Raw genomic sequence first — 13,805 nt, 5'->3', positions numbered from 1 at the left:
TCCGGTCACGTCGAAGCTGCGGTGACCGGTTCGTAGAGCGCGACGTGCCAGACCGCGCCGGGCGTCGGCCGTACGACGGCTCGGCGTTCGTGCGGTCCGGTGACCGGCTGTGCTGCCTCGAATCCTTCGGCACGCAGCCGGTCCAGCTCGGCGTCCAGGTCGTCGACCTTGATCGCGAGGAACGGGGTGTCGTCGGCGGTCGCTACCCGCGAGCATGATTCGGACGCCGTTGCTGTCGAATTGGGCCCATCGGTCGCCGTCGACCGCGGTGGGTCCGGCGCCGAAGATCGCGGTCAGCAGCGCCACGGTGGTGGGCACATCGTCGGTGGGGTAGGCAGGCCCGATTCGCTCAATGGTCATGGGTCTCCGTAGAAGTGGATCGGTCAGGAACGGCGCTCGGCGTGCGCCGTGCGAACGGCCGAGAAGGTGGCGGCGTTCGCTCGCATCGCCTCGGGCAGGTGATCGGCCATGCTCATGAAGCCGTGGAACATGCCGTCGTATCGGTGGATTTCGGCCGCGACCCCGGCTTGCCGCAACCGGCGCCCGTAATCCTCGCCCTCGTCGCGCAACGGATCGTATTCGGCGGTGACGATGTGGGCGGGCGGAAGCCCGGACAGCTCGGCGTGCAGTGGGTTGGCGTACGGGTCGACGCCGTCGTGCTTGCCCAGATACTGACGCCAATACCAGCGCAGATGCGCGGCGGTGGTGAAGTAGCCCTCGGCGTTCTCCCGATAGGACGCGGTGGCGCAGGCCGGGTCGAGCATGGGATACAGCAGCAGTTGCCGGGCGATCTCGGGTCCGTCCCGATCCCGTGCCAGCAACGCCGTCACGGCGGCGAGGTTGCCGCCCGCGCTGTCTCCGGCCACGACGAGGCGGGCCGGGTCGCCGCCCAGCGCGTCGGCGTGGCCCGCGACCCAGCACAGCGCCGCGTACGCGTCCTCGGCCGCTGCGGGAAAACGGTGTTCGGGGGCTTGCCGGTAATCCACCGATACCACGATCGCGTCCGCTCCGACGGCCATGGCCCGGCAGAACCGGTCATGGCTGTCGAGGCTGCAGATCACGAACCCGCCACCGTGGCAGAACAGCACGACCGGAGCCGCCTGCGCCGCGCTCGCGGGCCGGTAGATCCGGACCCGGACTTCGGGCGCGCCCGCCGGGCCGGGGATCCGCCGCTCCCACACTTCCGCGACGGGGATGGGATCGACCGGCGCCGCGGGGCGTGCGGCGAGCAGCCGCCGCGCCTCGGTGGCGTCGAGCACTTCGGTGCCCAACTTGGGGAACGCGGCGTCTGCGGCGTCGACGATCGCCTGCGCTTCGGGTGTCAGTGGCATCCGGCTCGCTCCTTCGCCTACGGCTGCGCGTCCGGCGGCAGGAATTTGCCGGCCGCCAACCCGCCATCGATCGTGACCTCGGCGCCGGTGATGTAGGCCGAGGCGTCCGAGGCCAGGAACGCCACCAGTTCGGCGACCTCTCGAGGCTCGCCGGTGCGTTGCAGCGGCAAGGACGGGAAGCTGCCCGGACCGGTGGTCAGATAGGGGACCATCGGCGTCGCGATCGGCCCCGGGTGCACCGAGTTGACCCGGATTCCGGCCGGGCCCAGCTCGAGTGCGGCGGTCTTGGTCAGACCACGTAGTCCCCATTTCGACGAGCCGTAGGCGGAATGGCCCATCAGCCCCTCGAGGCCCGCCTGCGAGGAGATGTTGACGATCGAGCCGCCGCCCGCCCCCGTCATCGGCCCGACCGCGGCGTGGATGCCGCGGAACGCACCGATCAGATTGACGTGCAGAATGCGCTCGAATTCCTCCGGCGAGGTCTCGGTCAGCGGCTTCGCGGTGTAGATAGCGGCGTTGTTCACCAGGACGTCCAACCTGCCGAACGACGAAACCGCCGCACCTACAGCGGCTTCCCAGTCCGCTCCACTGCCGACGTCGTGCCGGACGAAACGGGCCGCCGCGCCGAGCGACTCGGCCAGCTGCGTTCCCTCGGCTTCCAGGACATCGGTGATCACCACGCGGGCGCCGCGCTCCACGAACAGCCGCGCCTCGGCGGCGCCCTGCCCTCGGGCGGCGCCCGTGATCAGGGCGACCTTCCCATTCAGGTCAACCATGTCGAACTCCTCTTGTTCTCGGCGATCGCCGCGGGTCAGCTGTTGCGGAAGTGGGGGATGACCTTCTCGCCCCAGTGCCGGATGGTCTCCAGGCAGGCCTCCTGCGGCACGGTGCCCATCTGGATGAGGCAGAGGATCTCGTCGGCGCCCGCGGCCTGCAGGCGCTCGACGTAGGCGATGGCGTCCTCGGGGCTGCCGTAGGCGTGCTCGACATTGAATACCGAGGTGGCGCCGGTCTTCACCGGGATCTTGGCCTCGTGCAGGTAGGCCACGTGGTCGTCGGCGGCCTGCTTGATCGCGGCGACCTCGTCCGCATTCGGGTCGACCGCCTCGTCGGGGGCCGGGCCCGCGCCGTAGTAGTGCTTGATGGATTGCGCGAAGAAGCGTTGGCCGCGAGCGCCGATCTGCTGAGCCTTTTCCCGGTCGTCGAGGACGATGGTGGGGCACAGCGCCGCGAAATGATCGTTCACGACGGTCGACACGAAACGCTCGCCCGTGCGCGCGGCGATCGCCTCGTCGTAGGTGCGCCGCAGTTCCGCGATCTCCTCCACACCCGCGAAACCCAGGACCAGTGCGCCGATTCCGTAGTCGGCGGCCATTTTCAGCGTGTCCTTCTTGGTGCAGGCCATGAACAGCGGCGGATGCGGCAGCTGCTCCGGCCGCGGCAGCAGCGAATGCGGTGAGACCTGCAGAAGCTCACCGTTGTACTCGAATTCGGCTTCGGGATCCTGCCACGCCTTGCCGATCATGCGCAGCGATTCCTCCACCTCCTGGTAGGTGCGCTCGGGGTCGACACCGCACATGGAGGTCTCCACCGGGGTCGCGCCGCGGCCCGCGCCCAGGTTGAGCCTGCCGCCGGACAGCACGTCGAGCATCGCGGCGCGTTCGGCGGCGCGCACGGGGTGGTTGAAGTTGAACGGCATGCACACCACGCCGTGTCCGATCCGGATCCGCTCGGTCTTAGCGGCCACCCAGGTCAGGAAGACCTCCGGTGCGCTCATGTGCGCGTACCACTTCAGCCCGTGGTGTTCGACCGCCCAGACGGTGTCGAATCCCATCTGGTCGGCGAGGACGGCCTGCTCGACACAGTCGCGCAGCACTTGGTGCTCGTGCTCGCGCGACGGGTCGGCCATCTGGGCCTCGAAGATCATCGAGAACTTCATCCGGTCTCCTTCTCGATCGCCCGATCGCCCGATCGGGCGTTCAGCGGTGTCGTCGGTGTGGCTCGTCCCGGAACGGGGCGGCCGGAGCTGTATGCCTAATCGAAATATGACCGGTGGAACTTCTCAGGTCAGGCGCAAGTCCCGGTGGCCGGGACGGTCCGGTGCCGCGTCCCGATGGGCGTCCTAGCGTCGGTGCGAAGCGACGGTCAGAGAGGACGGGAATCGGTGGGACAACTCGACGGCAAGGTGGCGCTGGTCACCGGCGGGGCGCGGGGGATGGGCGCCGAACACGTGCGGCAGTTCGTGGCCGAAGGCGCGCGGGTGGTGTTCGGTGACGTGCTCGACCACGAGGGAATGGCGTTGGCCGCCGAGCTGGGCGACGGCGTGCGATACGTGCACCACGACGTGACCAGTGAAGCCGATTGGTCCGCCGCGGTGTCCGAGGCGGTCACCCACTACGGGCGGCTCGACGCGCTGGTGAACAACGCGGGCATTCTGCGGTTCGTCCCGATCGCCGAGATGGCTTTGGCGGACTTCACCGCGATCATGACGGTCAACGTGACCGGCACCTGGCTGGGCATCAAGGCCGCCGCACCCGCGCTGGCCGAGACCGGCGGAGGCTCGGTCGTGAACGTCTCCTCGGTGGAAGGGTTCGTCGGCGCGGCGGGTCTGTCCGCCTACAGTGCGAGCAAGTTCGCCATCCGCGGCATCACCAAGTCTGCCGCTCGCGAACTGGGCCACTTGGGCATCCGCGTCAACTCGCTGCACCCGGGTGGCATCGCCACGCCCATGACGGCGGCGGTGTCCGGGGCGTCGGGGGTGGACGGCGAGGGCTTCTTCGCGAGCCTGCCGATCCCGCGCTGGGGGCAGCCCGTCGAGGTGTCCCATGTGGCGGTGTTCCTGGCGTCGGACGCGGCCGGTTACTGCACCGGCGGCGAATTCGTCGTCGACGGCGGCATGCTGACCGGTTGCGGCTACTGACGGAAGCGACGCGATGACTCAGGAATTCGAATTCGACGTGGTGGTAGTCGGCTCCGGGGCCGCGGGCATGACCGCCGCGCTGACGGCCGCCTACCGCGGGCTGTCGGTCACGATGATCGAGAAGAGCCGGTCCTTCGGCGGGTCCACCGCGCGGTCCGGCGGTGGCATCTGGATCCCCAACAACCCGGTGCTGCAGCGCGAAGGCGTGCCCGACAGCCCGGAACTGGCCCGCACCTATCTGAAGGCGGTGGTCGGCGATCGGGTGCCGGAGGCCAAGCAGCGCGCCTTCCTCGATCGCGGACCGGAGATGATGCGCTATCTCGGCGCTCGCAGCAAATACTGGGAATTCGTCTACGACCGCGGCTATTCGGACTACCACCCGGAATTCCCCGGTGGCTTGGCCCAAGGGCGCAGCATCGAGCCCGCGCCACTGGACGGGCGACTGCTCGGCGGCGATCTGCACAAGATCAACCAGCCGACCATGTCCGGGCCGAAGGGAATCGCGTTCACGGTCAGCGACTTCCACGACTTGAACATGATCGCCCGCACCTGGGCCGGCAAGCGCACCGCGATCAAGGTCGGGATGCAGGCGGTCGGGAACAAGCTGCGAGGGCGGTTGCCGCTGAGCCTGGGCAAGGCGCTCGCGGCCCGGTTGTGGCTGTCGCTGCGGGACGCCGGGGTCCCGGTGTGGCTGAACACGCCGCTGACCGAGCTGATCACGGAGGGCGACGCGGTGGTCGGCGTGCGCGCCGAGCACGACGGGACGCCGGTGGTGATCAGGGCGCGCCGCGGGGTGGTGCTGGCGGCGGGTGGCTTCGAGCACAACCTGGAGATGCGCGAGCAGTACATGAGCGGTCCGCAGTCCACCGAGTGGACGGTAGGCGCTACCGAGAACGTGGGTGAAGGCATCGTCGCGGGCCAGAAAGCCGGTGGCGCGGTGGATCTCATGGGTGACGCCTGGTGGGGTCCGTCCGTGCGCAACCCCGATGGTCCGCCGTTCTTCTGTCTGGCCGAGCGTTCGCAGCCCGGCGGCATCATGGTGAATCACGCGGGGGAGCGATTCGTCAACGAATCGGCCCCGTACGTGAACGTGGTCCACAAGATGTACGAGCAGGAAGCGTCGGGCGGCGGGCACATTCCGGCGTACTTCATCATGGACCAGCGTTTCCGGGACCGGTACCTGTTCCTGGGGAACTTCCCCAAACGCCCTCTTCCGCAAAAGTACCTGGATGCCGGGATCATCAAGCAGGCCGAGACGTTGGCCGACCTCGCTGCCCAGATCGGTGTGCCGCCCGCGGCGCTTTCCGCGACGGTCGAGCGTTTCAACCGCTTCGCCCTTGCCGGTCGCGACGAGGACTTCCGGCGCGGCGATTCCGCGTACGACCGCTACTACGGCGACCCGACCGTGCGGCCGAACCCGTGTCTGGCCCCCCTCGAACAGGGCCCGTTCTACGCCGTGGAAATGGTGCCGGGTGATCTGGGCACCAAGGGCGGTTTGGTCACCGACGAGCACGCTCGCGTCCTCGACAGCGACGAGCGACCAATCCCCGGCCTGTACGCGGCGGGGAACAACTCGGCCTCGGTGATGGGCAACGACTACGCGGGCGCGGGCGCGACCATCGGCCCCGCCATGGTGTTCGGCTACATCGCGGCCGGTCACATCGCCGACAACCGACCGGGCGCGACCGCGCGGCCGGCAGTGGAAGGAGAACGCTGATGGGACGGGTGGACGGCAAGAACGTCATCGTGACCGGCGGCGCCAGGGGCATGGGTGCGGCGTTCGCGCGGCGGTTGGTCGCCGAGGGCGCCACGGTGGCGATCACCGACGTTCTGGTGGACGAAGGCGTGGCGCTGGCTGCCGAGCTGGGTGACGCCGCGAACTTCCTTCCGCTCGACGTCACCGACGAGTCGGCGTGGAACGACGTGGTCGCCTACACCGAGAAGGTTTTCGGGCCGGTCTCGGGTCTGGTCAACAATGCGGGCATCGTGCACGTGGATCCGATCGAAAAGCTGTCGGAAGCCGACTTCCGCAAGGTGATCGACGTCAACCAGGTCGGAGTGTTCCTCGGCATGAAGGCGGTGCTGGGGTCGATGCGCCGGGCCGGAAGCGGCTCCATCGTCAACATCTCCTCGATCGGCGGCATCATCGCCTTCTCCAACATCCTCGGCTACACCGCGTCCAAATGGGCGGTGCGCGGCATGACCAAGACCGCCGCGCAGGAGTTCGCCGCCGACGACATCCGCGTCAACTCGGTGCATCCCGGCGTCGTGGTCACGGAGATGACCGCTGCCTCCGACCGCTCGCAAGGTATGTCGGGCAACCAGCCGATCCGCCGAGCCGGTCGACCCGAGGAACTGGCGAACCTGGTGCTGTTCCTGATCAGCGACGAATCGAGCTTCAGCACCGGCTCGGAATTCGTGGCCGACGGCGGCTACACGTCCCTGTGACGACGTCCGGCAGGGCAACCCGGCGGACCGACCGCCGAGCGAGACAAGGAAACAACCGTGAAGAACTTCGAGGGCAGAACCGCCGTGATCACCGGCGCGGGCGCGGGCATCGGCCGGGCGGTGGCGATCGAACTCGCCCGCCGCGGCGCTCGGCTGGCGCTGTCGGGCCGGAACGTGGACAACGTCGCCGAGACCGCGGCGCTGTGTGGCAAGGAAGGCGCCCAAGCCCGCGCCTACAAGCTGGACGTGACCGACCGGGACGCGGTCTATCGGCACGCCGACGAGGTGGCCGAGGACTTCGGCCGGATCAACCTGGTCGTCAACAACGCCGGCGTCTCGCTGACCGCGAACGTGGAGGAACTCAGCTGGGCCGACTTCGAATGGATCGTCGGCATCAACTTCTGGGGCGTCGCGTACGGCACCAAAGCGTTCCTGCCCCATGTCATCGCCTCCGGTGACGGGCACATCGCGAACGTGTCGAGCATGTTCGGCCTGGCGGCATGCCCGAGCCAGGGCGCCTACAGCGCGACGAAATTCGCCATCCGCGCGTTCACCGACGCGCTGCGCCAGGAGATGACCATCGCCGGGCACGCGGTCGGCGTCAGCAGCGTGCACCCGGGCATGATCAAGACCGATATCGCCTGGAAGGCGCGGGCGGGCGGCGATCGTGACCGCGACGCCCTCGCCGCCAACTTCGATCGCCTGGCCAAGACGACCCCCGAGCACGCCGCACGGGCCATCGTGAACGGCATCCGCAAGAACAAGGCGAAGATCCTGATCGGCACGGATGCCCGCGTAATCGACTGGCTGCCGCGGCTTTTCGGATCCGGTTACCAGAAGATCCTCACCGCCCAGATGAAGAACGAAGTCGCCTGACGGTCCGGGACCTTCCCGCTGATCACACAGTCCACGAGGTGGTCCTACCGCACTCGAGAAGTTCGCGAACTGCGATGACGTAAACCCTCCTGGCTGCGCGCCGGGAGGGTTTACCGAGTATCGCAAATTGCAACCCTCAGTGGCAGACCCACAGGGCATCGGCTTTGTTGTCACCGCCGGCGGGCACATTGCCCTTGGCGTTGTCGGGCACCGAGACGAGCAGTTGCCACTCCTGACCGGTCCAGTTGTAGACTCCGACCGTCTTTCCCGTGCGGTTCCAGTACGAGCTCAAACGATCTCCGATTCCTTCGTTGCCGATGTCGTGCAACAGACAGTTGTTGTCGACCTGCACGAACATGCCGGTCCCGCCGCGCTGGTCGTAGCCGCAGAACAGTCCGCCCGGGCAGTCGTAGGCCGCCGACGCCGGCGCCGGCGCGAGGGCTGCGCCGTACCCGGCGACCGCGAAGGTGGCTGCTGCCACGACACCGAGGCGGCGAAACGATTTGAGTGAGAGCATGATTGACCCTTCGAAGCCGATGGGATCGGGTATCGGTGCGGCGGAAATCCGCCGCACTCATGATGGGTGGAGCGGACCGCCCGCGACTATCCACCTGGCGCGAGTTCTGTCCGACCTGCGCGGCGGGTTCAGCGCTGCGCGGCGGGTCAGGCGCGCAACGTCACCGACGGCGGCACACCCCATCGCCGCCGGTACAGAGCAGAAAAACGGCCCAGATGCCAGAACCCCCAGTCTGCGGCCACCGCGGCGACCGTAGTCTTGGTGGGGTCCGCGGCGGCCAGCGCGGTGTGCACGCCCACGAGCCGGGCTTCACGCAATCGCGCCGTCGGTGTGGTGCCGAGATATCGCCGGAAGCCCTCCTGCAGGCTCCGCACCGAAAGTCCCACTGCCTCCGCGATATCGGTGATGGTGAGCATTTCGTGCGCATGGTCGGCAATGAGTTGTTCGGCCAGGCGGATGGGACGCGGCGTCGAGTTTCCGGGGGCGCCGTCGAGCAGGAGCTCCGAGTAGCTGTTCGGCTGCGCCAGCAGGAGTTGGGACATCATCAGCTGCTCGACCTGCGGCCGCAGCCGCGGATCCAGGAACAGGCCGGGGCCTTCGGCGTCGGTCTGCAGCATGCGCAGCGATTCGAACCAGATCCGGGCGGCCGGTGACCGCAATTGCATGGCGACGGCCATCCGTAGCGGACGATCCGGCGGCCGGCCCAGCATCCGCCGCAAATGGTCGTCCAACGCGGCACGGTCGAATCGGACGAGGAGTTGCCTGCTGCTCTCGTGCCAGTTCATGTCCAGGGGCGCGTCCGGGTCCGGAACCGAGGCCACCGCCGGGTCGGAGGCGATATCCGTGCTCCCGTTGAGCACCCGGGCCCACCCGGCCAGCGGTATTTGCACTAGGCGGAAGGTTTCGATGGGTTCGGTCCGGATCCGAACCTGAACCCCGTAATGCTTGTAGACCAGGCCGACATCGCCGTACCGGACGACATTGCAGCTGGCCTCCATGGTGGAGGCGCCCGGATCGAGCCGGTGCTCACGCAGAATCCCGCTCATCTCCGCCCGGGCTACGTCTGGGTCAGCGGTCCGGAAATAGCGATGCCCCGCCAGTGGTTCGACGAACACTCCGACTGCCCTCCAAGCAGCAGGCGCCGCGCCAACGGGCCTGGATCAGCGGATGTCGAAGGCATTGTCCGTCGACACCCGCGGGCACGCAATCGGTTTCGCATCGTGTCCCGAAACCCTCCGGCCAGGCAGTCCGCAAAGGCCCAGAACTCCTGAAGCTGTCACAAGCCGCAAAGTAGGACGCGCGGGTAACGGCTCAGGACTCCCGAGGCTGCCCCCCCGGGAGGCATGTCCTGGCGGATCGATTTCAGCGGCTGGATGTGTGTCCGTTAGCCGAACCTCCAACGGACACACGGGAGAAGCTTTGTCTGGATGTGCCGACCAGGCGAGATGCCGTCTCATTGAGGGTGTCCGCTGATCTGTCCGCTGAGGGAGGTCAACCGTACGCTTCCCGTGTGACCGCAACTCTCATCGGCTACGCTCGGTGCTCCACCGACGAGCAGGACCTGACTGCCCAGCGACAGATCCTGCGTGGCCTCGTCGTCGCCGAAGACCGGATCTACCTCGACCACGGCCTCACCGGCACTCGCCGCACCCGGCCAGGTCTCGACCAAGCTTTCGCGGCCGTCCAGGCCGGCGACCCCCTGGTCGTCCCCGAACTCGACCGGCTCGCCCGTTCGGTGCCCGACGCCCGCGAGATCGGTGACTCCCTGGTCGCACGCGGTGTGAAGTCCCATTTGCTGCAGCAGCACCGGTCCGGCGAGCACACCATCGCCGATCTCGCCGAACTGTTCTCTGTCAGCCGGGCGACGGTCTACCGGGTCCTGGAACGCCAGAAGACCACGGTGTCCTCATCGAGCCGGGCAGGGCAGTGACGTGCTGCCCTACACCTACCGGGTCACCAAGTACGACCCCGCAGACCGCGACGAGCACGGCAGCTATACCGGCGCCGAGGAATCGGTCAGCGACCACGGGCCGGTCGAAGCCGCCTACCTGCAGGCGGTGGCCGCCTTCGCCGAAGACACCGGCGTCCACCAGCTGACCATACGAGAACCGCACATCGCCGGCCACGTCCACTTCGGCCTGGAGCCGCCTATCGAAGGCCACGGTCTGGCCGGGCTCTTCCCGCCCGACCTCACCGGTTTCCACGACGGCGCACAGGTTCCGGTGGCCGTCGGCCTGCAGTTGGTTCGAGCAATGCTTCGCGACAACGGCGTCTGGTGCCGCCTCGAGGTAGAGGACGTGTTCGCCGTGCACGTCGGGTGGGACCAATACGTCTATGTCGGCACGAGCGACCCCTGTGAAAGGGCATTGTCCTGTACCCGCGAACTGGGGCTGTTTCCCGAACGGCTCGAGGCATCCCCCTACGATGCGGCCTTCGACGACGTGCCCGATGAACAGCGACCCGCCGACGACATTTTCTGGGCCAGGCTGCGTTGGTGCATTGCCACACACCAAACTGTCATCTTGGAAGAGGGCTACATTTTCAACGCGTCTCGCTGGCACCGCCTCACCAGCGACACTGTGGATGCGGTACGCGCCGAACTCACCCCTCGTGCTCGACTCACCGTCCGGCCGGACTTGTCCACCGACGTCGAGGAGATCCTTGCCACTCTCCCCGACGAAGGCTCGATCGAACTCGTCTGGGAGGACGAACACAGCCACATCACCAGCATCATTGCTGACGAGACCCAGTTCACCGAACTGTCCGCGAGGGTCACCGGCGCACGTGCCGCAACCGTGCTTTCCCTGTATGTCGACGAACGCCACCCCCTGTTCACCGCCGTCCTGCCCGACAGCGACGGTGTCCTGCGGGCCCGGTGGAGGACCGAACCGACCCCGAGCGATCACGACTGGGCGTTGTTGAAGACCCTTCACCGAGGCCAGATCTGTAACGGCACCGTCCGTCAGATCGCCAACTTTGGGGTATTTGTCGACATCGGCGGCTTCACCGCGATGATCAACATTCCGGAACTGTCCTGGCGACCCGTCAACCACCCCTCCGAGATCCTCACCGTCGGCCAGGAGATCACCGCACAGATCCTCGACGTCGACATGGTGCGCGAACGTGTGTCTCTGTCGCTCAAGGCACTGCAAGAGGATCCGATGCCGCAGATCGTGCAGCAGGTCGGCCAGATTGTCCGCGGCCGCGTCACCAAGCTCGTGTCGTTCGGCGCGTTCGTCCGTATCGAGGACCGCCGAGATGGCTTCGAAGGGCTGGTGCACAACTCCGAACTGGCCGCAGGACACGTGGACAAGCCCGAAGACGTCGTCCAGGTCGGCGACGATCTCCACGTGAAGGTCATCGACGTCGACCCGAAACGCCGCCGAATCACCCTGTCACGCAAACAGGCCGTTGCGCCCAGTTGACGAGAAAGCAACCTCGACTTCTACTGCCAGGCCACCAACACGGCGGAAGAGCCTCTACCCGCGAATACACGAATGCAGGCCAAGCGCGGGGCCCGGTGCGGGACTGGCTCGACGCGCAGGGCTGGCACCAGACCCCTACCGGGCTCATCTGCCCGGGTCACACCGTGTAGGCGGCGCACCGGATGCCGCAGCGCGCCTACTCGAGTTGCAGCTCGTACAGCGCGCGAGTCTTGCCGGGCCCGGATGCGATCCGGCATCGAACCGATCCACGTCGAGCATAGAAGACCGATATCGGAATTTTTCGAGGCAATCGAGCGCCGAGTGGAGGCCTCGCAGTTTTTGTAACCAGCGCCAGCGGGCACGTCCTCGAACGTGCGAGCGGGCACGGAGTGCTCAGGGTTGCGCCACGTGCGAACGCAGGACGCGTTTGAGGACCTTTCCGCTGGCGTTCCGGGGTAGTGCCGCTACGATTTCGAGGCGGCGCGGGAGCTTATAGCCTGCCAAATGGGTCCGGGCCCAGGCGATTATCTCGGCGGGGTCGATTTCGGCGATGCCGTCGGGGACGACGAAGGCGTGGCCGACCTCGCCGAGACGTGCGTCGGGGACGCCGATCACGGCGGCCTCTCCGATGGCGGGGTGGCTACGCAGGATGCGCTCGATTTCGGCGGGGTAGACGTTGAAACCGCCTACCATGAACATATCCGTGCGGCGGTCGGTGATGCGCAGGTAGCCGTCGGCGTCGAGGGTGCCGATGTCGCCGGTGTGTAACCAGCCGCCCGCATCGATGGCGGTCGCTGTTGCTGCGGGGTCGTCGAGGTAGCCGTGCATCACATTCGGGCCGCGAACCACTATCTCGCCGGGCTGGCCGACCGGCACCGGCTGCCCGGCGTCGTCCACGACGTGAATTTGCGTTTCCGGCAATGCTTTTCCTACGGTCTCAGCGAGCAGGACCATGGGGGTATCGGGTGGGCAGACCGTGGCGACACCGGTTGATTCGGTCAGTCCGTATCCGGTGAATACTTCTCCCGCACCCAATTCACGGCGGATTCGCTCCACCAACTCCGTCGGCACGCTGGAACCACCGGTGCCCGCCAGGCGCAGTGAGCTCAGGTCACAATCGGCGCGCCGGTCGTGGGCGAGCAGGTCGTGGAAGAGCGTCGGCGGACCGGTCAGCACGGTGATCCGCTCGCGCTCGATGACACCGAACACCCGCTCCGGATCGAAGCGGTCCACCGGCACCATGGTGGCGCCGCGCAGCAGGCACGCGATGATCCCGGCCTTATAGCCGAAGGTGTGGGCGAACGGGTTGACCAGCAGATATCTGTCGTCACCGGAGAGGGTGACCGCGTCGGCCCAGTGGGTGAAAGCCTCGATCGTCTGCCGGTGGGTGGTCGGCACGCCTTTCGGTGCGCCCGTGGTTCCGGACGTGAACAAGATGTCGGAGATCGACTCCGGTGCCACGGACGCGCTCCGCGCGTCGGCTTCGGCGACGGGTATCACCTCGCCGAGGTCGAGAAAGCGAGCCCATGAGAGCTCCTCGGGTCTGTTCTCGCGGGACTCGTCGAGAAATACGACGGTCCGCAACTCCGGCAGCGCGCTCCCCGATGCCCGCAGCATTCCCGGGTAGTCGTTGCCGAGGAAGTCGCTCACGGTGAGCAACATGCGGCACCGGCTACGAGCGAGGATGCCCGCTGCCTCCGGACCGCGCAGTCGAGTGCCGAGAGGAACCAGCGTCGCGCCCGCACCGAGCACGCCGAGCGCGGCGATCACCCACCGTGGGGTGTTGGGCGCCCAGATCGCCACCCGCTCGCCGGGCCGCACCGATCGCGCCATCACCGCCTGTGTGACACGCCGCGCTGCCGCGGCGAGTCCGGCGTAGGTGAGCTGCCCCTCCGGTGACACCACCGCGACCCGCGTGCCGTCCCGCCGCGCCCGCTCGGCCAGCACCGCCGGAATCGTCGCGAACTCACCGGTCGCTGCATCGCGTCGATCCATGTCGCGATCGTGCCGCATCGACTGGGCGACGCGGTGTGATCGCGGCCGGATATCCCGTTGACCGGGAATTCTTTCCCGGTCACGCGTTCGCAGCAGCCGTGCGCCACCGCCGCAAGCGGATACCGGCATCGGCGCGGCAAACCGATCGAGCAACGGTGGCGACGACCAGCAGGGTTACACGACACGCCGTGTCCGCTCGGCTCATCGGAACCGTCCTGCTCAGCGGGACCACGGGTACGGCAGGTGACCGATGGCACGGCAGGCTCGAAACGAGCGACAGGTGTGTGCGCCGC

General features: G+C 67.5%; 11 protein-coding genes and 1 pseudogene. 6 read left to right on the top strand and 6 right to left on the bottom strand.

Annotated elements, in window-relative coordinates; all coding sequences use genetic code 11:
* Positions 1 to 383: 383 nt before the first annotated feature.
* From GVY64_RS11420 to GVY64_RS11410, 3 genes are read right to left on the bottom strand one after another with little or no spacing between them, the layout of a single operon-like run.
* Entirely contained in the window at positions 384 to 1,331 is a 948-nt protein-coding gene (locus GVY64_RS11420; protein ID WP_159840497.1) for an alpha/beta hydrolase, read from the bottom strand.
* Positions 1,332 to 1,348: 17 nt separating this feature from the next.
* Complete coding sequence (locus GVY64_RS11415) at positions 1,349 to 2,107, bottom strand: glucose 1-dehydrogenase (protein ID WP_159840496.1); 759 nt, start codon at positions 2,105 to 2,107, stop codon at positions 1,349 to 1,351.
* Between the two features lie 35 nt (positions 2,108 to 2,142).
* Entirely contained in the window at positions 2,143 to 3,270 is a 1,128-nt protein-coding gene (locus GVY64_RS11410) for an LLM class flavin-dependent oxidoreductase (RefSeq protein WP_159840495.1), read from the bottom strand.
* A 225-nt stretch (positions 3,271 to 3,495) separates the two neighbouring features.
* Here GVY64_RS11410 and GVY64_RS11405 point away from each other — a divergent pair, with 225 nt between their 5' ends.
* Genes GVY64_RS11405 through GVY64_RS11390 form a run of 4 tightly spaced genes read left to right on the top strand, consistent with a single transcriptional unit; the run spans position 3,496 to position 7,575 of the window.
* Positions 3,496 to 4,251 (top strand): glucose 1-dehydrogenase, encoded by a 756-nt coding sequence (locus tag GVY64_RS11405; protein ID WP_159840494.1) that lies wholly within the window; start codon positions 3,496 to 3,498, stop codon positions 4,249 to 4,251.
* A gap of 13 nt (positions 4,252 to 4,264) precedes the next feature.
* The gene (gene kstD / locus GVY64_RS11400; RefSeq protein ID WP_159840493.1) at positions 4,265 to 5,968 is read left to right on the top strand and encodes a 3-oxosteroid 1-dehydrogenase; all 1,704 of its coding nucleotides are present in this window, start codon (positions 4,265 to 4,267) and stop codon (positions 5,966 to 5,968) included.
* On the top strand, positions 5,968 to 6,699 hold the full coding sequence (locus tag GVY64_RS11395) for a glucose 1-dehydrogenase (RefSeq protein WP_159840492.1): 732 nt from the start codon (positions 5,968 to 5,970) through the stop codon (positions 6,697 to 6,699). The genes kstD and GVY64_RS11395 overlap by 1 nt, the downstream gene beginning before the upstream one ends.
* A 57-nt stretch (positions 6,700 to 6,756) precedes the next feature.
* Positions 6,757 to 7,575: an SDR family NAD(P)-dependent oxidoreductase gene (locus GVY64_RS11390; protein ID WP_159840491.1), complete on the top strand. Its 819-nt coding sequence runs from the start codon at positions 6,757 to 6,759 to the stop codon at positions 7,573 to 7,575.
* Between the two features lie 136 nt (positions 7,576 to 7,711).
* Here GVY64_RS11390 and GVY64_RS11385 read toward each other — a convergent pair whose 3' ends face one another.
* Both GVY64_RS11385 and GVY64_RS11380 read right to left on the bottom strand, forming a co-directional pair.
* On the bottom strand, positions 7,712 to 8,149 hold the full coding sequence (locus GVY64_RS11385) for a peptidase inhibitor family I36 protein (protein ID WP_159840490.1): 438 nt from the start codon (positions 8,147 to 8,149) through the stop codon (positions 7,712 to 7,714).
* Between the two features lie 89 nt (positions 8,150 to 8,238).
* Positions 8,239 to 9,138, bottom strand: a complete 900-nt coding sequence (locus GVY64_RS11380; protein ID WP_159840489.1) for an AraC family transcriptional regulator — start codon at positions 9,136 to 9,138, stop codon at positions 8,239 to 8,241.
* Between the two features lie 464 nt (positions 9,139 to 9,602).
* On the opposite strand from GVY64_RS11380, the gene GVY64_RS11375 reads away from it, so the two are divergent.
* Positions 9,603 to 10,022: a recombinase family protein gene (locus GVY64_RS11375; RefSeq protein ID WP_159840488.1), complete on the top strand. Its 420-nt coding sequence runs from the start codon at positions 9,603 to 9,605 to the stop codon at positions 10,020 to 10,022.
* 997 nt (positions 10,023 to 11,019) lie between these two features.
* Positions 11,020 to 11,502: pseudogene (locus GVY64_RS37770) on the top strand (S1 RNA-binding domain-containing protein); the annotation flags it as partial.
* Positions 11,503 to 11,910: 408 nt separating this feature from the next.
* Here the strand turns inward: GVY64_RS37770 and GVY64_RS11365 are convergent.
* Positions 11,911 to 13,512 (bottom strand): FadD3 family acyl-CoA ligase, encoded by a 1,602-nt coding sequence (locus GVY64_RS11365; RefSeq protein WP_159840486.1) that lies wholly within the window; start codon positions 13,510 to 13,512, stop codon positions 11,911 to 11,913.
* Positions 13,513 to 13,805 lie beyond the last annotated feature (293 nt).

This window comes from Nocardia sp. CY41, from assembly GCF_009829325.1.
Taxonomy (GTDB): Bacteria; Actinomycetota; Actinomycetes; order Mycobacteriales; family Mycobacteriaceae; genus Nocardia.
Note: the sequence above shows the minus strand (reverse complement) of the source record. Positions and strands in the feature narration are given on the sequence as shown.